Source organism: Pseudomonas laurylsulfatiphila, from assembly GCF_002934665.1.
GTDB lineage: Bacteria > Pseudomonadota > Gammaproteobacteria > Pseudomonadales > Pseudomonadaceae > Aquipseudomonas > Aquipseudomonas laurylsulfatiphila.
Genome location: NZ_NIRS01000003.1, coordinates 104,698 through 125,990, shown reverse-complemented (window position 1 = coordinate 125,990; position 21,293 = coordinate 104,698). Strand labels below are relative to the sequence as shown.

Below are 21,293 nucleotides of genomic sequence, written 5' to 3'. Positions count from 1 at the left end.
GAACTCATGAGCCAGACCGCGACCATCCTGGTCATCGACGACGAACCGCAGATCCGCAAATTCCTGCGCATCAGCCTCGCTTCCCAAGGCTACAAAGTGCTGGAGGCCGGCACGGGCAGTGAAGGCTTGGCCCAAGCTGCATTGAACAAACCGGACTTGCTGGTGCTCGACCTCGGCTTGCCGGACATGGACGGCCAGCAGGTATTGCGCGATTTTCGCGAGTGGTCGACGGTGCCGGTGCTGGTGCTCTCCGTGCGCGCCGGTGAAGGGCAGAAAGTCGAGGCCCTGGATGGCGGCGCCAATGACTACGTGACCAAGCCGTTCGGCATCCAGGAATTCCTGGCGCGGATTCGTGTGTTGCTGCGTCAGGCGTCCGTCGGCGAAGCCCAGCCAGCGGCGCTGAGCTTCGGTCCATTGACGGTCGACCTGGCGTATCGCCGGGTGCTGCTCGACGGTATCGAGGTCGCCTTGACTCGCAAGGAATACGCCGTGCTGGCTCAACTGGCGCGGCATCCCGGGCGGGTGATCACCCAGCAGCAATTGCTCAAGGACATCTGGGGGCCGACGCACACCGAAGACACTCACTACCTGCGCATCGTGGTCGGGCACTTGCGCCAGAAACTGGCGGATGACCCGACCCAGCCAAGGTTCATCGTTACCGAGGCGGGGGTGGGGTATCGGTTGTTGAGTGAGGACAGCCTTTAGTGTTGCGTTGAATGATCCGGCCCCTTCGCGAGCAGGCTCGCTCCCACATGGGATCCTGGTCAGACACAAACCTTGTGTACACCAAAGATTCACTGTGGGAGCGAGCCTGCTCGCGATGAGGGCCTTACATTCAATAAAGAGTTTTCAGACGTTCAGTTCTGCTCATTCTCATACCGATCCAGCGTATCCCGCGCAATCTCCCGTCCCAGCGCGATCAGCTCCGGCGCCTTGTAGAACTCGAAAAACCGGCACACGCGCTTGGGCACGTTGATCAGGATGTCCGGCGGATACCCGGCAATCTTGTACTGCGCCAGCGACGTCTGCATCACCTCGAAACTCTGGTTGATCAAGTCGAGCAAGGACGCCGGTCCAACGTTGTCGATGATGAACGAACCGGTGGCGGAGCGGGGCGCGCCACTGGCTTCCGGAGCAGCAGCGGGTTGCTGTGCTTCGGGCTCGGCGGACTCGATCCACGGGTTGAAATCAGCACCTTCGGCTTTCAACGCTTCCTGCTCCAGGATCAACAATTGTTCCGCCTGTTTACGCCGGAACGGCAATTTCGAGCCGACAGAGCTCATCAGGTTGTCGAAGCGGGTCTTGAACGCGGCGGGGCGCTGGATCACCGGCAATTGGTAGTGGCGTTGGTTGGTGGAGTTGAGGTTGACCGCGATGATCAGGTCGCAATGGCTCGACACCACCGGCACGATCGGCAGCGGGTTGAGAATGCCGCCATCGACCAGCATGCGGTTGCCCTGCATCACCGGGGTGAACAGGCTGGGAATCGCTGCCGAGGCGCGCATCGCCTGGTGCAGGCAACCTTCCTGGAACCAGATTTCCTGCTGGTTGGTCAGGTCGGCGGCGACGGCGGTATAGGGGATGCGCAAGTCTTCGATGTTGATCTCGCCGACGATCTTGCGAATCTGCCCGAACACCTTCTCGCCACGAATCGCCCCCAGACGGAAACTGACGTCCACCAGACGCAACACGTCGAGGTAATCCAGGCTCTCGATCCAGTCGCGGTATTCATTGAGTTTGCCGGCGGCGTAGATCCCGCCCACCACCGCACCCATGGAGCAACCGGCGATACAGGCAATGTCATAGCCGCGCCGTTCGATCTCTTCAATGACCCCAATATGTGCGTAACCCCGGGCTCCACCCGAGCCCAATACCAGTGCGACACGCTTTTTCATGAATCGCCCTCGTTTGAATGCTTCAACAATGCACCCATCGAGGGTCATGCTTCAATCGTCATGGTCGTTCGAGGGGGCACGAGCGTCGTATTTTCGACACTCGATGGCGGCACAGGGTTGTTCTGGTCAGCGCTATAGTTCGCACAGCGGACCAACGGCACTTTTCAGCTGCCACACCGTCTTACCTGCATGACTGTTGACCTATTTTTGAGGAGTAAGTGATGAAAGCCTGGATCTGCGTGCCATTGATTGCCCTGGCGCTCGCCGGTTGTGCCGGCAAAACCGCCTATCGCGACAGTTGCGGAAGTAACCTGGATGCGGCATGGCATGAACTGGACCTGGCTAAAGCCGAAGGTTTCGCCGGGACCGTCAGCTACTCCAAGGCCCTGTCGCTGTTAACCGCGGCCAAGACCCAGCAGCAATTCGAGGGGTTCGAAGGCTGCACCCACAAGGCCGAGAAGGCCCGCTTCTATATTCGTGAGTCGCGCGCGGGGCGTTGAAAACTCTGCTAGTCCTGTAGGAGCCGGCTTGCCGGCGATAGGCCGTTGAACATTATGCGACCTGATGTCGCCATCGCTGGCAAGCCAGCTCCTACAGATGTATGGCGTTGTCTACGGAGTAACCCCCATGATCGATCGGCTGGTGGCTCATGTCCTGGGCCTGGAAGTTCGTCTGCTGGCCTGTCAGGCCCGCTTGAAAGAGCGTACTGACCCTGAAGCTTTACACGATCTGCGCACCACCATGCGTCGGTTACGCAGCCTGTTGCGGCCTTTGCGCGGGTTGCCTGGTGTCGAACAACTGGAAGCGGCCGCCTCACGGGTGGGCGACCTGACCACGCCGTTGCGTGATCGCGAAGTGCTGGCGGCGTACCTGCTTCAGCACGGTCAACCTCACGCTGCACAGTGGCGCATGGCGCAAATGGCCGAAGCCTATCCGGCCGTGGCGGCCAGTCCCGAGCTCGCGCAGTTGCTGATCGTCCTCGATGCGTTTCCGCGTTTTCTGCGCGCTGCCCAGCGCCAGGGATTGCTCAAGGGCCTGCGCAAGCGCATCGAAAAACGCTTGGGCAAACAGTGGAAAAAACTCGACGAAGCACTGCACGACCCGGCCCACGACCGTCATCGGCTACGCCTGCTGATCAAGCGCGTACGCTATGGCATCGACGCTTACCCCGAGCTGGACCGTTTGCCGAAAGCGGCCATGCCCCGATTGAAATCGGCCCAGGGCGCGCTGGGTGACTGGCACGATTGCGTGCAATGGCTGGCGATGGCTGAGCAGGAAGCGGATTTGCAGCCCTGTGTCGAGGTCTGGACAACCACCATGGCCGAGGCTGAACAGCGTGCGGACCGTGTTCTGGAAAAACTCAGCAAGGCCTGTTTCAAATCCTGAGACCTCCCCAGATCCATTGTAGGAGCGAGCCTGCTCGCGATAGCGGATTAACATTCAGCACACATCGTGACTGTTACACCGTTTTCGCGAGCAGGCTCGCTCCCACATGGGCTCAATGTTGGCCATGGATTTTGTGTTCGAGCCGAGCACGACTTATCTGTCAGTCAATTTGTCCGGAATAGGCGATGTATCCACCTCGCCAGATGGTTAAGATCCCCTCATCTTTTTCCGATCCCTTGAGGTATTCATGCGTTTTTCCGAACTGCTTGACGCTGTCCGTAGCCAGCCAACGGAACTGTCTATTCCGGCCTCCTGGGCGCAGGGGCGGGCCAGTTTCGGTGGTCTGGTTGCCGCTTTGCAGTACGAAGCCATGCGTGCCCGGGTGCCAGCGGATCGCCCGGTGCGCTCATTGGCGATCACCTTTGTCGGCCCGGTTGAGCCCGAGGTTCCAGTCAGCTTTGAAGTCGACGTATTGCGTGAAGGCAAGGCGGTCAGCCAGGTGTTGGGCCGGGTGATACAGAAGGGCCAGGTGGTGACGTTGATCCAGGGGAGCTTCGGCGCTTCACGCCCTTCGGTGGTGGCCGTGGCCGCTGAACCGGCACCTGAAATGAAGCACTGGGACGAGTGCCAGGAATTGCCTTTTATCGAAGGCGTCATCCCGGAGTTCATGCGGCACCTGGCGATGCGCTGGAGTGTTGGCGGGCTGCCGTTCAGCGGTAGCACATCGCGGCAAATGGGTGGTTGGGTGCGCTTGCGCGGCGATGACAAGGAAGAGGCCATCGGCGAGGCGCATATCCTCGCACTGGTGGACGCTTGGCCGCCGGCCCTGATGCCGTTTTTGAAGACGCCGGCGATGGGCAGCACGCTGACCTGGACCATCGAGTTCGTGCAACCGCTGCTGGAATTGACCACCCTGGACTGGTGCAAATACCTCGTCGAGACCGAGCATGCCGCGGACGGTTACGGGCATGCTGCCGCGAAAATGTGGAGCGCCGATGGCCGGTTGATCGCCATGAGCCGGCAGACGGTGACGGTGTTCGCCTGATCAATGACGGCGGTGGCGCTCACGCCAGGCGCGCCACCAGCCACCGCTGAGGAAGAACCGCGGAAAGGTCAGAAACTGCTCGACCAACAGGCGCGATATTGCATCCTTGCGGTCACTGAACGGCTCGGCGGCTTGCGTTTCCATGCTGTGGCCGTGGCGTTGCAGGGCCAGCGCCGCAATCACGCCGATCACGCCAATGGCGATGTTGGCCAGGCTCAGGCTGAACACCCCGGATACGATCAGCAGAAACGCCACGATGAACAGCGGCACCGCGATCAGGTGCAACACCAGATTGGTCGGGTGCTGATGATTGTTCGGGTACGCTCGCCATTGCCAGGCGGGAAGGTTGGGGTGACGTTTGCCCATGATGTTGATCCTCGATCCATGTTGAACACATGTGATGAAGAATAGGCCCGGTCAATGCTGGCGGCGAATCAAGGCTGGCTATTGGCTTGATAGGCGTCATGTTCAAGTTTGATGTGGGGTCGACTGACGCCTTCGCGAGCAGGCTCGCTCCCACATTGATCCTCGGTGACCATCAAATTCTGGGCATACATAGATCCCTTGTGGGAGCGAGCCTGCTCGCGAAAGGGCCCTCAGAGTTTCAGTTGACCTATCGCCTTGCTCAACTCCCCGGCCAGCGCCGCCAGTTCATTGCTGGTAGTCGCCGAAGACACCGTCTGCTGCACCGTATTCTCAGTCACGTCACGGATGCTCACCACCGCCCGGTTCATCTCTTCCGCCACCTGGCTCTGCTGCTCGGCCGCCACGGCGATCTGCGTGTTGCTTTCACGCATCTGTGCCACTGCGCCGGTGATTTCGGCCAGGGCCGCGCCGGCCTCTTGCGCTTGTCGTACGCAGTCATCGGCCTTGAACGAGCTCTCTTGCATGAAATCCACGGCGTCCCGTGTCCCGGCCTGCAACGCCGAGACCATGATCGTGATTTCGTCCGTGGACGCTTGCACGCGTTTGGCGAGGTTACGTACTTCATCGGCGACGACCGCAAAGCCGCGCCCCATCTCGCCGGCCCGCGCCGCTTCGATGGCGGCGTTGAGCGCCAGCAGGTTGGTCTGTTCGGCGATGCTGTGAATCACGTTGACCACGCCGTTGATCTTCTGGCTGTCCTCGGCCAGGCGTTGAATCATCTCGGCGGTCTGCTGCACGCCGGTGGACAGCCCGGCAATCGAGCGCTGCACCCGCGTCACCACTTCCTGCCCACTACCGGCCAGGGTATCGGCCGATTGCGAAAGGTCACGGGTGGCGCCCGCGTGCTGGGCGATGTGATAGACCGTAGCGGTCATTTCATTGATCGCCGTGGCGGCCTGGTCGGTTTCGCTTTGCTGACCGAGCATGCCGTGGCGCACTTCATTCATGCTCGCCGCCAGCCGCGCAGCGCCGGTGTCCAGTTGCCGGGCGGTGCTGGCGACGGTGTTGACTACCCGTTGATATCCGGCCTGCATGGCGTTGAAGGCGTTGGCCATCTGGCCGACTTCGTCGCTGCAAGCCAATGGCACGCGGGCCGACAGGTCGCCGGTTTTCTCCACGTGCAACATGACGTCTTTCAAGGTGTTGAGCTGGCTGAGCAGGAAACGGATCAACAACTGCGATGCGCCGAGCATGGCCAGCATCAGGATGAACACCGCCACCGCGTAGTGAGCGAAGCGCTCGCTGAACACCTGGCCCAGGCTTGGGCCGTGGGCGATCACGGCGACCCGCTGCCCGTCGGCGCGCGCGAACACTTCGGCGCCCATCAACGGGTTGTCACCGAACAACGGCATTGAGTTGATCTCGACCCAGCCATTGGCGTCGGCCAGTTCTTGCACGGGGCGCTCATTGAGCATGGGGGCTTGCCCGTGGTTGAACGCCAGCAGGTTGTCGGCATGGGGCAGCGATTGCCCGGCGGGCCAGGCTTCGAGCAATCGCGCCTGGGCCTGGGCCGAAGCCTGGGACGCGTGACTGCGGGCCTGCTGTTCAAGCTGCACCGCGTACAGCACCAACAACAGGGTGGTGACGAACGCGACGGCGTTGACCGCCCAGAATTTGTATTTCAGCGAGATATTGCTAAGCCAGGCACCCATGGAGGTCTTCTCTGATAGCGGAAACAGTTTTGGCAAGGTGCCAGCATTGTGCCGCTACTCAGGTGACTGGTTCTTGATGCAGATCAAGGGCCAGCTCCACAGGGGAATTGTGGTTACAGGGGGATTGATGGCAAGCCGTAGAACGAGCGTGCGCACGCAGTGGTGTGCGCCGCCAGATCCTCCTGGCTTTCCCCGCGATGCAGTGCCACTTCGCGCAATACTTCGGTCAGGTACGCCGGCTCGTTTCGCCCGTTTTTCGGCTTGGGGCGCAGGCTGCGCGGCAGCAGGTACGGTGCATCGCTTTCGAGCATCAGGCGTCCGCGCTTGATCTCCTTGACCAGCGGATGCAAATGCGTGCCCCGGCGCTCGTCGCAGATCCAGCCGGTAATGCCGATGTGCAGGTCCAGGTCGAGGTAGCTGAACAGCGCCTTCTGCTCCCCGGTGAAGCAGTGCACCACCGCGGCCGGCAATTGGTCGCGGAAGTCGCGCAGTATCTCCAGCAAACGCTGGCTGGCGTCACGTTCGTGCAGAAAAACCGGCAGCTGCAATTCGACGGCCAAGGCCAGATGTTCTTCGAGGACCTTTTCCTGCTGCGGGCGTGGCGAGAAATCACGGTTGAAATCCAGTCCGCATTCACCGACGGCCACCACATTCGGCTCGTTGAGCAAGCTGCGCAGACGGCGGGCGCTGTCGGCGTTCCAGTCGCTGGCGCAGTGAGGGTGAATACCGGCGGTGGCGAACAGGCGCTGATTGCTTGCGTCCAGTTGTTGGCACAGCTCAAGGGCTTGTTCACTGCCCTCGACACTGGTGCCGGTCAGCACCAGTTGGCACACGCCGGCCGCGTAGGCGCGGTCGAGTACGGCCTGGTGTTTGTCGGCAAAACTGGCGTTGGTCAGGTTGACGCCGATATCGATGAGTTGCATGGTGCTACCTCGGCCCAAAGGCCGGAAAGCATATCAGAGCCGTGGATTTATAAGAAAAGCCAAGAACTACAACGGGTTAACGCTGTCTCTTGAGCCGCGGGCCTGGCTGGGTTGGTAGTTTTGCCATCATTGTGCCAGTCTTTCGCACGTTGTCAGCGCCCTGAGCGCCCTGTTTTTGTCGCCGCGCTTCATTGAAGCGGTCTCATATTCTTTCCGGAGAGTGGATGATTCGTCCCTCGGTTTTGCTACTGCTGTGTTGTTCGCTGCTACTGCCGATGACGGCGGTTGCGCGTCTGCCCGGGCCGCTGCAAGCCGTACCGGCCAGCGAGGTGCGCGACCTGGCGCAGATCCGCAGCAGTCGTGTGCTGCGGGTGCTGGTCAACCAGAGCCGCAACAGTTCCGGCGAAGTCCAGGGGCAGGCGATCGGGGTTGAATACCATCGCCTGAGAGCGTTCGAGCAATACCTCAACGGCCACGCCCGTGACGGTCAGGAAATCACCCTCAAGATCATTCCCAAGGCCAAGGATCAACTGCTTGGCGCATTGCAGCGCGGGGAGGGCGATCTGGTGGCGCCAGGCGAGTTGCTTGACCTGCAACCGGGCTTCGCCGTCAGCACCAGTGAGCCGATTGCCAGCAACATCCCGTTGGTCCTGGTGGGCATCAAGGGCGAACGTCGCTACACCCGGCTTGAACAGCTCTCCGGCAAGACCCTGGCGCTACCCGCCGGCAGCGCCGCCGGGGATGCCATCAGCCAGATCAATCAAAAGCTCGCCCTGCACAAACTGCCACCGGTCAACATCGAGTGGGTCGATCCGAGCCTTGCCGTCGAGGACGTACTGGAGATGGTCCAGGGCGGAATCTTTCACCTGACCATCGTCGAGCAGCCGATTGCCGAACGCTGGGGCAAGATCCTGCCCAAGCTGCGTTTCGACAAGCAGGTCGTCATCAGGGAGCCGGGCGAAGAGTTCTGGTTCGTGCGCCGCGATGCGTCGATGCTGCGGGCCAGCATTGATCGCTTCCTCACCGTCTACAAAAAACCGTCGGATCAGGATGCTGCATTCCTGCGCATCTATCGTCGTCTCTATCAAGTGCACTATCCACTGGCCAAGGCGGACCGGCAGCGCCTGGAAAAACTGCGTCCGGTGCTGCAGAAACATGCGGATGCCCAGGGTATGGACTGGCTGAACCTGGCGGCACTGGCCTTCAAGGAGTCAGCGTTGCAGCCCACCACCCGCAGTGGCGGCAGCCCGACCGGCCTTATGCAGATCACGCCTTCTGCGGCGCAGCGGGTGGGGGTCAGCAATATTCAGGACGTAGACGGCAATGTGCAGGCCGGGGCCAAGTACCTGGCGATGATCCGGCGCAAGTTCTTTGCCAGCCCGAAACTCAACGAGCGCGAACGCATGGCCTTCGTGCTGGCGGCCTACAACATCGGGCCGGAGCGGGTTCAGGGCATGCGCACCGAAGCCCGGCGGCGAGGACTGAATCCCAACCAGTGGTTTTTCCAGGTCGAACGCGTGGCCATGGAGCAGGTGGGGATGGGGCCTGTCAGCTATGTTAATAGCGTGAACAAGTATTACCTGGCGTTCGACCGGGAGCGGGAGTCGTTGGAGCCTCAGGGACAAAAGGTTGTCTCTCGCAAATGATCAACTAATCTGATTGTAATGGTGGGTTTTTTCCGCTTTTAACATGTGATTTGTTGATTAATATGGCGCCCAATCAACACACACTGACAAGGATTGAACAGCATGAGCACTCTGATCAACAAGGTACTGTTTACCCGCGCCGGCTACGGCCTGACCGTTCTGCGCATCGTGGTCGGCATCGTTTTCGCCGCTCACGGCTCGCAAAAACTCTTCGGGGCATTCGGTGGTTATGGTCTGGCCGGAACCGCGCAGTACATGGAAAGCCTCGGGCTGACGCCGGGTTACCTGATGGCGGCACTGGCGGGCGGCACCGAATTCTTCGCCGGCCTGGCGCTGATCATCGGCTTGCTGGTTCGCCCGGCTGCATTGGGCCTGATCTTCCTGTCGCTGGTCGCGATTTTCACGGTGCACATCAGCAACGGACTGTTCATGGCCAACAACGGTTATGAATTCGCCCTGGCCCTGCTCGGTGGCAGTATCGCGGTATTGATCGAAGGTGCGGGCAAACTCTCGGCGGACCGTGTCATCGCCGGTTGACCGCTCTGGCTCAACAAAAAAAGGCCCGCATCGTGCGGGCTTTTTTGTTGAGCGTCATTCTTGACACTGTCCAGTCAGCTTCTCTAGGATGTTGCTCATGCGCCGATTTAAACAGCTACTTGCGGGGCGCCAGGTGACTCATCCAGTTGCCGATAGAAGCCGGAACAGGCTTCGAAATACCGCTAAAGCGCTGGTTCGGTGTTGCCTCTCACCTGCCATGCAGACTTTTGAGGCAGAGACACGACACAATGAATGCACTAAACCCGGTTGTACGTCCCGCGCCGATCACGGCACATCTCACCCAGCGCAATCCAAAAATCCTGCTTGGCGGCAAACATCAGCCGACGCTCTTGCGTTATCTCGATGGTTGGCCACGTCGTACCGGTGGTCCCGCTGCCTTTCTGATCCAGTTTGTCGAAGACGGTGAGTCGCTCGCGCGTTTCGCCGACGACAGTTTTGATCTGGCAGTGATTCAATCCCCCAGCCTCGAAGACGCTCCCGAGGTGATCAGGCAACTGACCCGCGTTGCCCGGCAAGGGCTGATCACCCGCCGTTAAACTTCACGGGTAGTCGATCGCCACGATATAAACACACTGCTCACCGGTCGGTGTCTGGACCCGGACCTCGGCGTCCAGTGCCTTGCCGATCAGGGCTCGGGCCAACGGCGAGTCAATGCTGATCAGACCTTGTTTGAGGTCCAGTTCATCCGGTCCGACAATGCGGTAGCGCGACTCTTTGCCATCCTCGTCCTCGATCGTGACCCAGGCGCCGAAATAGACCTTGTTCGGATCGCTGGGTTTTTCGCTGACAACCTTGAGCGCTTCCAGGCGTTTGGTGAGAAAACGCACGCGGCTGTCGATCTCGCGCAGCATCTTTTTGCCGTAGGTGTATTCGGCGTTCTCCGAGCGATCACCCTGTGCCGCGGCTTCGCTGACCGCCTGGGTCACCTGGGGCCGACGCACATGCCACAGTTCATGGAATTCGGCGCGCATCCGTGCTTCACCCTCGGGGGTGATCAGCGCGGTGCCGGCGGTGCGGGGAGGGCGGTAACGGCTCATGGCAACTTCTTGTGGTGGAGACGGCTGGAGTCTATCAACCCTCGCGCAGGACTGTCAGCGGGCTGGCGTTCAATGCCCGACGGGTGCCGAACACCCCGGCACCGCCGATCAGCACCGCGCCCAGCAGTGGCAGCAGCAACAGCCAGGGATGTGGATGCCACGGCAGGTCAAAGGCATAGCGGTAGAGCACCAGGCTCACCAGTTCCGACCCCAATGCCGCCAGCAAACCGCTGACCGCCCCCAGCAATCCGAACTCGATGCGTCGGGCCTTGACCAGCAATTGCCGTTCGGCCCCCAGCGCCCGCAGCAACGCGCCCTGGCGAATGCGTTCGTCCAGTGTCGCCTGCAGGCCGGAAAACAGCACCGCCATCCCCGCCGCCAACACAAACAACAATACGTACTCCACCGCCAGGGTGACCTGGGCGAGGATACTGCGCAATTGTTCCAGCAAGGCTTCGACCTGCAGGATCGTCACCGCCGGGAAAGCTCTGGACAGGTCGACGATCTGTTGGTCATGTCCCGATGCCAGATAGAAACTGGTCAGGTAAGTCGCCGGCAGATCCTTGAGGGTGCCGGGCTGGAAGATCATGAAAAAGTTCGGTTGGAAGTTGTCCCAGTTGATCTCCCGCAGGCTGGTAACTTTCGCCTCGCGATTGACCCCGCCAACGCTGAAAACCAGGTGGTCGCCGAGCCTGAGTTTCAGGCTTTCAGCGACCTTGCCTTCCACCGACACGCCGGGAACATCGTCTGGCGTTTGTTCGCTCCACCAATTGCCCGCGGTGAGCTTGTTGCCTGCCGGCAGGTCCGCCGCCCAGGTCAGGCTCAGGTCGCGCTGGATTGCCCGATCACCGGCCGATTCTTTGGTGACGATCTGCTGCACCGGTTCGCCGTTGATGCTGATCAAGCGCCCCGGCACAACCGGGTACAAGGGGGCCGATTTTGCCGACACGGCGATCAGGTGATCGGTGAAGGCCTGTTTATCCGCAGGCAGGATGTTCAGGGCGAAGTAATTGGGGGCGTTTTTCGGCAACTGGTTCTGCCAGGTATCCAGCAATTCACCGCGCAGCAGCGCAATCAGCGCCATCGACAGCAGGATCAGGCCGAACGCCAGGGACTGGCCTGCGGCAGCGAGCGGATGACGCAGCAATTGCCCGAGTCCCAGGCGCCAGGGCAAGGACGCACGCGCGAGCAAGCGCCGCAGACTCTTCAATAGCAGCAGCAACAAACCGCCCAGCACCAGCGCTGCAATCACGCCACCGCCGAGCAGGGCAAAGGTCAGCACTAGGTCCAGGCTCAGGCGCCACATGATCAGGGCGAGGGCGCCCAGCGCTGCACCGTAGACCATCCAGGTGCTGGAAGGGATCGGCAGCATGTCTCGGCGCAGCACGCGCAATGGCGGAACCCGGCCCAGAGCCGCCAGTGGCGGCAAGGCGAAACCGGCCAGGGCCACCAGTCCGGTGCCGATCCCGGCGACGGCTGGAAACAGTCCACCCGGAGGTACGTCGGTCGGCAGCAAGTCGTGCAGCAGGCCAAACAACCCTAGTTGTGCGAGCCAGCCGAGGAGGGCACCGCTGATGCTGGCCAGCAGCCCGAGTACAGTCAGTTGCAGGCTGAACAACACCAGGGTTTCCCGACGTGACAGCCCGAGGCAGCGCAGCAAGGCACTGGCATCGAAGCGGCGGGTGGCGAAGCGGGTCGCCGACAGCGCCACCGCCACGCCGGACAGCAACACCGCCACCAGGCTGGCCATGTTCAGGTAGCGTTCGGCCTTGCCCAGGGCGCCGCCGATCTGCCGATTGCCATCCCGGGCGTCCTGCAAGCGCTGGTTGGCGGCGAGTCCCGGTTTGATCAGTTGCCGATACGTCTCGAGTGCTTGGGCATTGCCTCGCCATAATTCGCGATAGCTGACCCGGCTGCCGGGTTGCACCACGCCGGTTGCCGCAAGGTCGCCGAGATTGATCAGCACCCGCGGCGTCAGGCTGTAGAAATTGCCGGCGCGGTCGGGTTCGTACGTCAGCACTCGCGCCAGTTTCAGGGTTTTCATGCCGACATCGATGCTGTCCCCGATTTTCAGGTCCAGGGCGGTCAGCAGGCGGGCTTCGACCCAGGCTTCACCGGGTTGCGGTCCGCCACCGGCGCTTTCCGTGGCGAACGGGGCGGGCGCGCTTTTCAGTTCGCCGCGTAGTGGGTAGGTGTCATCGGCCGCCTTGATGCTGGACAACTGGATGCCGTTGTCTGTGGCGATGACGCTGGAAAACTCCACCACTTGCGCATGTTGCAGTCCCAGGTCTGTGCCGCTTCTTATCTGTTCGGGGCGCGCGGGCGAACTGCCTTCGAGGAGCAGGTCAGCACCGAGAAATTCAGTTGCGCGCAGCATCATGGCGCCATTCAGGCGGGCGCCGAAATAGCCAATGGCAGTGCTCGCGGCCACGGCCACCAGCAAGGCAAAAAACAATACGCGCAATTCACCGGCGCGGGCGTCGCGCAGCAATTGGCGGATGGCGAGACTGAACAGGCGCAACAGCGGCAGGCGTGCCATCAAGGCTCCACAGGGGCGACCAGCAGGCCGGCTTCAAGACGGATCAGGCGCCGGCACCGATGGGCCAGGCGTTCATCGTGGGTCACCAGCACCAGGGTCGTGCCGCGTTCCTTGTTGAGTTCGAACAGCAAGTCGCTGATGCGCTCGCCGGTGTGGCTGTCGAGGTTGCCGGTCGGTTCGTCGGCGAATAGCACATCGGGTTCGGCGGCAAACGCGCGGGCAATCGCCACGCGTTGTTGCTCGCCGCCGGAGAGCTGGCGCGGCGAATGCGTCAGGCGCTGGCCGAGTCCTACACGCTGGAGTAACTCGGTGGCGCGTTCGCGGGCGTCTTTGCGGCCATCTAGCTCCAGCGGCAGCATGACGTTTTCCAGGGCATTGAGACTGTCGAGCAACTGAAACGATTGAAAAACAAAACCCACGTGCTCGGCGCGGATGCGCGCACGCTGGTCTTCATCGAGGTTGCTCAGGCCCTGCCCGGCGAGGGTGACTTCGCCACTACTCGGCAGGTCGAGACCGGCGAGCAGGCCCAGCAGTGTGGATTTGCCGGAACCGGAGGCGCCGACGATGGCCAGACTGTCGCCCTTGTTCAGTTCCAGGCTGAGTTCGTGCAGGATGGTCAGTTCACCTTCCGCGCTGGGAACCACTTTGCTAAGGTCCTTCGCGATGAGAATGCTTGCGCCCATGGAGAGTCCGATGCGTGTCTGGTTTTTGAGTGCTGGCCTGGCCTTGATGTGCATGGCCCAAAACGCAGCGGCGGGTACAGTCCTGATCGTTGGCGATAGTATCAGCGCCGGTTTCGGGATGGATACCCGGCTGGGGTGGGTGTCGCTGCTTGAACAGCGGCTCAGGCGCGAAGGTTTCGACGACAAAGTGATCAATGCGTCCATCAGTGGCGACACCAGTGCCGGAGGCCAGGCGCGCCTGCCCGCGCTGCTTGCAGAGCATAAACCGGAACTGGTGATCCTCGAGTTGGGGGGTAATGACGGCCTGCGCGGTTTGCTGCCAACTCAATTGCAACAAAATCTTGCCTCGATGATCGACAGCTCCCGGGCCAGCGGTGCCAAGGTGCTGTTGCTCGGCATGCAATTGCCACCTAATTACGGTGCGCGTTACACCAAGGCGTTCGCCGAGGTCTACAGCAACCTGGCCGATGAGAAAAAGATCCCGCTGGTGCCGTTTTTCCTCGATGGTGTGGGTGGTCATCCGGAGTTGATGCAGGCCGACGGCATACACCCGGCCGCCGGGGCCCAGGACAAGTTGCTGGAAAATGTCTGGCCTACTCTAAAACCGCTGTTATGACACTTTTCTAGACGCAGGCTTTCGGCTAAGGTGGCGCCCCCGATTTGGAGCCCCCGATGCCGCGTCCCGCCTGGTCACTATTTGCCTATCAACTGATCGAGCCTGACGAGCAGCTGGATCTGTTCGCCTGCCAGGAAGTGCGGGTGCATCTGGTGACCCGTCAGCTGGAGTTGGGCGGTTCGGCGGACCGGACCCTGTGCGGCAGCCTGTTGCCGGCGCAACCGCGCTGGTCGAGTGTTGATCGCCGGGTGTTTCAGGATCAGCGGCTGTGTTCGTTGTGCAGGGCCATTCTTGAGTCGCAGAAGCGGGGGACGTCGCCGATCTGGCCTGAATTGCGGTTTGAGCTTTGATCCTTAGTTGTGCGCTTATCTTTTGCTGACTGGGTACATATCCGTTTTTTAGGTAACGGCGGCTTATGGTTTCGCCCTTACGGCGAGTCACTTTTAACAAGCGCCTTAAAAGTAACCAAAAGCGCTCGCCCCTTACGTACGGCCCCTCGCTGAGGCTCGGGGTTCCTTCGCTCCGGCATTCATCCGGGGGCATTGCCCTCCGGTCGGCTTCGCTTCGACCTGCATGCAATGAGTTCGACTGCGTCGAACGGCGCTGCGCGCCCATCCCCGGATGAACACCTCCGCTCAGCCTGCCGAGGGGGCGGGTGGATCAAGATCAAGAGCGGCAGGCGAGCTAACGCTCGGCCTGTTGAGTGGTGGGGAGCGTTTGTGTACGCAGATCTGCTTTTGCCCTTCTGTGGGAGCGAGCCTGCTCGCGAAGGCGGCCTGACAGCCGACCTGGTTTTTGCAGATGTCCCCAATCCCTGTGGGAGCGGGCGTGCCCGCGAAGGCGGCCTGCCAGCCGACCAATCTCTCACAGGTATACCCAATCCCCTGTGGGAGCGAGCTTGCTCGCGATGGCGGCCTGACAGGCGCAGGTACATCACAGACAAACGAACCCCGCAAACAGGCCGGGCGGTAGGCCGCCTTGCTTTGCTTTTGCGGTGTACGCCCCCTCGTGAGGCCAAGCGCAGGTTCTGCGCAGTGGGCAACCCGGCATGGATGCCGGGTTAGCCGCCGCGGGCCATGGATGGCCGATGGCGGCGGGCTCTGTAGGGGCGAGCTTGCTCCGGGCGGCGTTCCGACGAAAAACCTGAGAGCACCGCGGGGTGCCAGGCATCCCGCATCATCGTTGACCTCCATCGCGAGCAAGCTCGCTCCTACAGGCCGGGCGGCGTTCCGTTTTTCCAAGTTACCCGCTGTAAGAGCGGAACCGCCAGAGGCCGTTACCGCAGCAACGGATATGTACACCCTCAAAAATTCTCGTCGCCTGTAAGGCCGTCATCGCGAGGGAGCTCCCACGCCGGATCGAGGACAATCGCAAAATCGCCTTGCATTGCCTGCAATCGGGCCATCTCCCCGAAATAACGGACGGCAGTGTACAATCGCGTCCTTATACCCTCTGTTGATCATGCGAAGGATTTTCCGGATGTTGCCGCGCTTTCCTGCCGTCACCCGCTGCCTGACTCTTGCCGCCCTTTTTGTGGCCGGTCCTGTTGCAGCATTGGAGTTTCCCCTGCCACCGCCCGGTGAGGACATCATCGGCCAGGTGCAGGTGATCAAGGCCAAGTACGAAGACACGTTCGCCGACCTGGGTACTGCCTATGACCTGGGCTACACGGAAATGGTCGCGGCCAACCCGGGTGTCGATGCATGGTTGCCGGGCGCCGGCACGGAAATCATTCTGCCGACCCGCTTCATCCTGCCACCAGGCCCGCGTGAAGGCATTGTGATCAACCTGGCCGAGTACCGTCTCTACTACTACCCGAAAGGCAAGAACGTGGTGTACACGTTCCCGCTGGGTATCGGTCGTGAAGGCTGGGGCTCGCCGATTGCCCACACCAGCATCACCGCCAAGACGCCGAACCCGACCTGGACGCCTCCGGCGTCGATCAAGGCCGAGCACGCGGCAGACGGTGATCCGCTGCCCAACGTCGTGCCGGCAGGCCCAGACAACCCGCTGGGCCCGTTCAAGTTCACCCTGGGCACACCGGGCTACCTGATCCACGGTTCGAACAAGAAGTTCGGTATCGGCATGCGCACCAGCCACGGTTGCTTCCGCATGTTCAACAACAACGTGCTGGAAATGGCAGGCATGGTGCCGGTCGGTACCTCGGTACGGATCATCAACGACCCGTACAAGTTCGGCATGAGTGGCGGCAAGGTCTATCTGGAGGCGCACACGCCGCTGGACGACAAGGGCAACCCGTCGGTGGTCGACAAGCACACCGCGGTCATCAATGCGATGCTCAAGCGTGAAGACATCACCAACAACCTGCGCATGAACTGGGATGTGGTGCGGGACGTGGTGGCCGCTGAAGACGGCCTGCCGGTAGAGATCGCGGTGCCGGGCAACGGCGTCGCGCCGATGGTGTCGAGCACGCCGATCGATCCGCTGCAGTAACGCTTGCAAAGAGCCCGTCGACGCAGACCGCGTCGACGGGTTTTTTATTGCCTGGAGAAACGCCGGGCAATAAAAAAGCCGACCCAAAAAATGGGTCGGCTTGATAACAATCCCGAAGGACTATTACTTGCGGCTAGCTTTGTCCAGCATGCGCAGAGCACGCTCGTTAGCTTCGTCAGCAGTCTGTTGTGCTTTTTGAGCAGCAGCCAGAGCTTCATCAGCTTTACGGTAAGCTTCGTCTGCACGAGCCTGGGAGCGAGCAGCTGCGTCTTCAGTAGCGGTCAGACGTGCTTCGGTTTCTTTCGATGCGCTGCTGCAACCGGTAGCCAGAACTGCGGCCAGAGCCAGAGCAGAGAATTTCAGAACGTTGTTCATCGTGTTCCCCTTCAAGGACTTTCTATTAAGTAGCTATCTCCTCCGATTGAGGAAATAGCCGGCGTACATACTACCCATTACTTGTAGTAAGTAAAACTGACGTGAAGCAAGAAGCAAAAAAAATTGTAGGCGTTGATTCTTTTTCGAGCAACTTTTAACTGAACTGTTTAAAAAATATCCAGCTGCAAGGCCCGTGGCTGAGCGAACTGCCGAGAAAAAGTTCCTTCGGCACAGCGCTCTTTTTCCGCGGTTGGCTAAAGTCCGCCTATATGGATTCGTCTACACTTTTGTTCGGCTTTTGCGTAGCGCCTCTCACTATCTTTCTCGATGTTCAGGTGACTTTAACAACGGGCGCTCGTCTTAAGTCTCAACATCCGGCAATGTTCAGGCTATCGACCCGGAGTGACCTTCGGTCGAGCCATTCCTGCGTGATTACGGAGCAGCACCCGCCAACCGGCATGATGACGAGCGTACCTTGAGCATTTCTGTCAATGGTGCCTACTATTTGTACGTGCTCGGTAGCGCGAGATCGGTGCAGCTCTTCTCGGTGTCCATTCAGGCACGGGGTGGCGTAGATGTTCCTTCGCCGGAAAAACATCGGTAAGGTAGGGGTCGGAATTCCAGACCCGCGAGGAGTAGTGATGAGCGAGGCGTTGTCCATCCACCATGACCAGGCTGGTCATCAGTTCGAGACCAATGTGGACGGTCATCGTGCCTATCTGACCTATATGGATCTGGGGAAACAGACCCTGGATATCTATCGCACCTTCGTGCCCAACGCATTGCGTGGTCGCGGTATTGCGGCAGCCTTGACCGAGAAGGCGCTGGAGTACGCTGACGAAATGGGCTACACCGTCATTCCATCGTGCTCCTACGTCGAGCGCTACATGGAGCGTCACCAGCGGCATGCGGCCAAGCTGAGTCAGTGACTTTCAGTCAAACGAATGCACAAAAAAACGCCGGGTTCTACCCGGCGTTTTTTTGTGTGCGCTTTTTGATCAGGCCGTCAGGCGATCAGCTGCGATCGCGTTTAGGCAGCACATCCTTGAGCTTGGCATGCATGCTGCGCAAGGTGTTTTCGGTCGCGGTCCAGTCGATGCAGGCGTCGGTGATCGACACGCCGTATTGCAGGTCGGCGAGGTCTTTCGGGATCGCCTGGGCGCCCCAGTTCAGGTGGCTTTCAACCATCAGACCGATGATCGACTTGTTGCCTTCGAGGATCTGGTTGGCGACGTTTTCCATCACCAGCGGTTGCAGCGCCGGATCCTTGTTGGAGTTGGCGTGGCTGCAATCGACCATGATGTTCGGCTTGATCTTCGCCTTGTTCAGCGCCTGCTCGCAAAGCGCAACGCTGACCGAATCGTAGTTCGGCTTGCCGTTGCCGCCGCGCAGCACTACGTGACCGTAGGCATTGCCCTTGGTCGTCACGATGGAGACGCCACCTTCCTGGTTGATGCCCAGGAAGCGGTGCGGGCTGGAAACCGACTGCAGGGCGTTGATCGCCACGGTCAGGCCGCCGTCGGTACCGTTCTTGAAGCCGACGGCCGAGGACAGGCCGGACGCCATTTCACGGTGAGTCTGGGATTCGGTGGTGCGCGCGCCGATGGCCGACCAGCTGATCAGGTCCTGCAGGTACTGCGGGGAGATCGGGTCGAGGGCTTCGGTGGCGGTTGGCAGGCCTTTTTCGGCCAGGTCCAGCAGCAACTGGCGACCGATGTGCAAGCCATCCTGGATCTTGAACGAGTCGTCCAGGTACGGGTCGTTGATCAAGCCTTTCCAGCCGACAGTGGTACGTGGCTTCTCGAAATACACACGCATGACCAGATACAGGGTATCGGACACTTCGGCAGCGAGAACCTTCAGGCGCTCGGCATATTCGTGGGCGGCCTTGATGTCGTGGATCGAGCAAGGCCCGATGACGACGAACAGGCGGTGGTCGGTGCCATCCAGAATGTTGCGAATGACTTCGCGGCCCTTGGTGACGGTGCGCAGTGCGGCGTCGCTCAGGGGAATATCGCGCTTGAGCTGGTCGGGAGTGATCAGCGTCTCGTTGGAGGCGACGTTTAGGTCGTTGATCGGTAAATCAGCCATCGTTTACTCGTCAGGTCACGGGTGCCGGCCGCCAGCGAACCCGCGCGGCGGAGCACAGCAAATTAAGCGCGTCGGGGAGCCGAACCTTAGCGCGTTACACCGTGGCTCGACAATGGGCAGACGCCGGTTTGGTGGGCTTTCGCAGTCAGTTTCCCTGCCGTGAGGGCCAAACCGATCAAGTACGCCCCTATTCCGGCACAGGTTGCGCAAAAGCCTTGCGCACCGATTCGTGCGAGAACTCGTCGGCATGCTCCTGGACCCATTCGAGCGCCAGGGCCTGAACATCCTGCAAGTCTTCGTGGGTCTCATGCAGGCGGCAGTAGCGTTCGATCTGGCACACCTGCTCACCCATTCGGGCGCTGAACAGCGTTTGTTCGTCGACGAAGGCGATGCCCACCAGATAACCGCGTTTGCGCCGCAGGCACCAGGCGACATAGCCCAGGTAGCGCATGTCCGGGTTCACGGTCGGCATGCGCACTTCCAGCGCCGTGCCGTAGCGCCACGCGCGGTGATAATTGCAAGCCATGCCCCCGAGGCTGATAGTGTGCAGCTGCCGTCGCGAAATACACTCAGGTTTGAGCAAGGTTAATTCGACAGGCACATCGTCAGGGTGAGGAATGAATCGTCCCATGAACACAGACTCCATGTGTCGGCCATCTGACATTGTTCTCCCCAGTATAGTGGTCGAATTGGAACTGACCGATTTTGACGCCGACCAACGGCTGCTGGCGATGAGCGGTGTTTCGCTGGTTATTTTCACCAGTGTCGGCTGCGCCAGCTGCCGTTTTGCCCGCGAGCAATTGCCGACACTCGATCTGGCCGTCGATCGACTGTGCTGGATCGATGCCGGCAATAACGGCGGGGTGGTCGAGCGTTATCAGGTCTTTCATTTGCCGGCGCTGTTTGTCGTTCGCGACGGCGAGTTTTTCGGTGCACTGAAATCGCGCCTGACCGACACAGAGCTCAATCGAGCCGTACGCCAGGCGTTGAGTCGAACAGCAGAGGAGTTGCCATGATGGGGACAGTTGCCAGGCCGACAATCGGCATTATCGGGACCGGCGCAATCGGCGGGTTCTACGGGGTGATGCTGGCGCGTGCCGGTTTTGATGTGCATTTTCTGCTGCGCAGCGAGTTTTCCGCCGTAGCCGAGCACGGGTTGCAAGTCGATAGCGCGCCCCACGGTGCGCTGAAACTGAACCCGGTACAGGCTTACTCGAAGGCTGAAGACATGCCGCCCTGCGACTGGCTGCTGGTGGGCGCGAAAACTACCAGCAACGCAGATCTGGCACCGGCCATCCTGCAGGTTGCGGCCCCGGATGCCAAAGTGCTGCTGCTGCAAAATGGCCTGGACGTGGAAGACAGCCTGCGCGAGTTGCTCCCCGATTCGCTGCATGTGCTCGGCGGACTCTGCTACATCTGCGTCCATCGCGAGGCGCCGGGCGTCATCACCCATCAGGCGCTGGGCGCGGTGCACGTGGGTTACCACAGCGGTCCCGCCGATGGGCCGACACGCACTGCGATAGTCGAGGAGGGCGTCGGCCTGTTCCGCAGCGCCTGCCTCGATTCCCAGGCCATGGCGAATCTGCATCAGGCGCGCTGGCAAAAACTGGTCTGGAATATCCCTTACAACGGTCTCTCGGTTTTGCTCGGGGCGAGTACCACGCCGTTGATGGCCGATGCCGACAGTCGCGAACTGATCAAGGCGCTGATGGCAGAAGTGGTGCAAGGCGCAATTGCCTGCGGGCACGACGTACCGGCAGGGTATGCCGAGCACCTGTTCATGGTGACCGAAAAAATGCCCGACTACTGGCCGAGCATGTACCACGACTTTCTGCACAAGCGACCGCTGGAGCTGGCGGCGATCTACGCCCGACCACTGGCGGCCGCCAGGGCCGCGGGATGTGAAATGCCGCGCATCGAGGCCTTGTATCGCAGCTTGAGTTTCATTGATCGACGCAACACCTGAG

Annotated in this window: 23 protein-coding genes; 13 read left to right on the top strand and 10 right to left on the bottom strand. The window is 60.8% G+C overall.

Features of this window, described 5'->3' with window-relative positions; translation table 11 throughout:
* Positions 1 to 6 precede the first annotated feature (6 nt).
* Entirely contained in the window at positions 7 to 705 is a 699-nt protein-coding gene (locus tag CD175_RS11020) for a response regulator (protein ID WP_104448938.1), read from the top strand.
* Positions 706 to 857: 152 nt separating this feature from the next.
* Here the strand turns inward: CD175_RS11020 and CD175_RS11015 are convergent, their stop codons facing one another.
* A complete protein-coding gene (locus CD175_RS11015) occupies positions 858 to 1,895 on the bottom strand; it encodes a patatin-like phospholipase family protein (protein WP_007973589.1) in 1,038 nt (345 codons plus the stop codon).
* Between the two features lie 221 nt (positions 1,896 to 2,116).
* Here CD175_RS11015 and CD175_RS11010 point away from each other — a divergent pair, with 221 nt between their 5' ends.
* The 3 genes from CD175_RS11010 to CD175_RS11000 all read left to right on the top strand — a co-directional run bounded on the left by CD175_RS11010 (position 2,117) and on the right by CD175_RS11000 (position 4,326).
* Positions 2,117 to 2,395: a hypothetical protein gene (locus tag CD175_RS11010; RefSeq protein ID WP_104448937.1), complete on the top strand. Its 279-nt coding sequence runs from the start codon at positions 2,117 to 2,119 to the stop codon at positions 2,393 to 2,395.
* A gap of 127 nt (positions 2,396 to 2,522) precedes the next feature.
* On the top strand, positions 2,523 to 3,281 hold the full coding sequence (locus CD175_RS11005; protein WP_104448936.1) for a CHAD domain-containing protein: 759 nt from the start codon (positions 2,523 to 2,525) through the stop codon (positions 3,279 to 3,281).
* Positions 3,282 to 3,528: 247 nt separating this feature from the next.
* Complete coding sequence (locus tag CD175_RS11000; RefSeq protein WP_104448935.1) at positions 3,529 to 4,326, top strand: acyl-CoA thioesterase; 798 nt, start codon at positions 3,529 to 3,531, stop codon at positions 4,324 to 4,326.
* Here the strand turns inward: CD175_RS11000 and CD175_RS10995 are convergent, their stop codons facing one another.
* The 3 genes from CD175_RS10995 to CD175_RS10985 all read right to left on the bottom strand — a co-directional run bounded on the left by CD175_RS10995 (position 4,327) and on the right by CD175_RS10985 (position 7,327).
* Positions 4,327 to 4,692 (bottom strand): Mpo1-like protein, encoded by a 366-nt coding sequence (locus CD175_RS10995; protein ID WP_007973582.1) that lies wholly within the window; start codon positions 4,690 to 4,692, stop codon positions 4,327 to 4,329.
* 230 nt (positions 4,693 to 4,922) lie between these two features.
* Positions 4,923 to 6,404 (bottom strand): methyl-accepting chemotaxis protein, encoded by a 1,482-nt coding sequence (locus CD175_RS10990; RefSeq protein WP_104448934.1) that lies wholly within the window; start codon positions 6,402 to 6,404, stop codon positions 4,923 to 4,925.
* Between the two features lie 113 nt (positions 6,405 to 6,517).
* Complete coding sequence (locus tag CD175_RS10985; protein ID WP_104448933.1) at positions 6,518 to 7,327, bottom strand: TatD family hydrolase; 810 nt, start codon at positions 7,325 to 7,327, stop codon at positions 6,518 to 6,520.
* Between the two features lie 224 nt (positions 7,328 to 7,551).
* On the opposite strand from CD175_RS10985, the gene CD175_RS10980 reads away from it, so the two are divergent.
* The 3 genes from CD175_RS10980 (at position 7,552) to CD175_RS10970 (ending at position 10,067) form a co-directional block, all read left to right on the top strand.
* Positions 7,552 to 8,973, top strand: coding sequence for an MltF family protein (locus tag CD175_RS10980; protein WP_104448932.1), 1,422 nt, complete (start codon positions 7,552 to 7,554; stop codon positions 8,971 to 8,973).
* A 102-nt stretch (positions 8,974 to 9,075) separates the two neighbouring features.
* Entirely contained in the window at positions 9,076 to 9,510 is a 435-nt protein-coding gene (locus tag CD175_RS10975; protein WP_104448931.1) for a DoxX family protein, read from the top strand.
* Between the two features lie 248 nt (positions 9,511 to 9,758).
* On the top strand, positions 9,759 to 10,067 hold the full coding sequence (locus CD175_RS10970) for a hypothetical protein (protein ID WP_008001428.1): 309 nt from the start codon (positions 9,759 to 9,761) through the stop codon (positions 10,065 to 10,067).
* A 3-nt stretch (positions 10,068 to 10,070) separates the two neighbouring features.
* On the opposite strand, the gene greB is transcribed toward CD175_RS10970, so the two are convergent.
* From greB to CD175_RS10955, 3 genes are read right to left on the bottom strand one after another with little or no spacing between them, the layout of a single operon-like run.
* The gene (gene greB / locus CD175_RS10965) at positions 10,071 to 10,568 is read right to left on the bottom strand and encodes a transcription elongation factor GreB (protein WP_007973570.1); all 498 of its coding nucleotides are present in this window, start codon (positions 10,566 to 10,568) and stop codon (positions 10,071 to 10,073) included.
* Between the two features lie 34 nt (positions 10,569 to 10,602).
* Positions 10,603 to 13,107, bottom strand: coding sequence for an ABC transporter permease (locus tag CD175_RS10960; RefSeq protein WP_104448930.1), 2,505 nt, complete (start codon positions 13,105 to 13,107; stop codon positions 10,603 to 10,605).
* Positions 13,107 to 13,790 (bottom strand): ABC transporter ATP-binding protein, encoded by a 684-nt coding sequence (locus CD175_RS10955; protein ID WP_102700327.1) that lies wholly within the window; start codon positions 13,788 to 13,790, stop codon positions 13,107 to 13,109. Before CD175_RS10955 ends, CD175_RS10960 begins: the two co-directional genes overlap by 1 nt.
* Positions 13,791 to 13,800: 10 nt before the next feature.
* On the opposite strand from CD175_RS10955, the gene CD175_RS10950 reads away from it, so the two are divergent.
* From CD175_RS10950 to CD175_RS10930, 3 genes are all read left to right on the top strand, one after another.
* Entirely contained in the window at positions 13,801 to 14,406 is a 606-nt protein-coding gene (locus CD175_RS10950; RefSeq protein ID WP_104448929.1) for an arylesterase, read from the top strand.
* A gap of 56 nt (positions 14,407 to 14,462) precedes the next feature.
* A complete protein-coding gene (locus tag CD175_RS10945) occupies positions 14,463 to 14,756 on the top strand; it encodes a hypothetical protein (RefSeq protein WP_003226812.1) in 294 nt (97 codons plus the stop codon).
* Between the two features lie 1,129 nt (positions 14,757 to 15,885).
* Entirely contained in the window at positions 15,886 to 16,860 is a 975-nt protein-coding gene (locus CD175_RS10930; protein ID WP_007973563.1) for a L,D-transpeptidase family protein, read from the top strand.
* Between the two features lie 123 nt (positions 16,861 to 16,983).
* Here the strand turns inward: CD175_RS10930 and oprI are convergent, their stop codons facing one another.
* Positions 16,984 to 17,235, bottom strand: a complete 252-nt coding sequence (gene oprI / locus CD175_RS10925; protein ID WP_003199355.1) for an outer membrane lipoprotei OprI — start codon at positions 17,233 to 17,235, stop codon at positions 16,984 to 16,986.
* 641 nt (positions 17,236 to 17,876) lie between these two features.
* On the opposite strand from oprI, the gene CD175_RS10920 reads away from it, so the two are divergent.
* Positions 17,877 to 18,164: a GNAT family N-acetyltransferase gene (locus CD175_RS10920; protein ID WP_007973562.1), complete on the top strand. Its 288-nt coding sequence runs from the start codon at positions 17,877 to 17,879 to the stop codon at positions 18,162 to 18,164.
* A gap of 85 nt (positions 18,165 to 18,249) precedes the next feature.
* Here the strand turns inward: CD175_RS10920 and CD175_RS10915 are convergent, their stop codons facing one another.
* Together CD175_RS10915 and CD175_RS10910 are read right to left on the bottom strand one after the other, a co-directional pair.
* Entirely contained in the window at positions 18,250 to 19,326 is a 1,077-nt protein-coding gene (locus CD175_RS10915) for a 3-deoxy-7-phosphoheptulonate synthase (protein ID WP_007973561.1), read from the bottom strand.
* Positions 19,327 to 19,513: 187 nt separating this feature from the next.
* Entirely contained in the window at positions 19,514 to 19,957 is a 444-nt protein-coding gene (locus CD175_RS10910; RefSeq protein WP_104448928.1) for a PilZ domain-containing protein, read from the bottom strand.
* On the opposite strand from CD175_RS10910, the gene CD175_RS10905 reads away from it, so the two are divergent.
* Both CD175_RS10905 and CD175_RS10900 read left to right on the top strand, forming a co-directional pair.
* Positions 19,956 to 20,342: a thioredoxin family protein gene (locus CD175_RS10905; RefSeq protein ID WP_033052386.1), complete on the top strand. Its 387-nt coding sequence runs from the start codon at positions 19,956 to 19,958 to the stop codon at positions 20,340 to 20,342. The two genes, CD175_RS10910 and CD175_RS10905, sit on opposite strands and share 2 nt — an antisense overlap.
* A complete protein-coding gene (locus CD175_RS10900; protein WP_104448927.1) occupies positions 20,339 to 21,292 on the top strand; it encodes a putative 2-dehydropantoate 2-reductase in 954 nt (317 codons plus the stop codon). Before CD175_RS10905 ends, CD175_RS10900 begins: the two co-directional genes overlap by 4 nt.
* Position 21,293 lies beyond the last annotated feature (1 nt).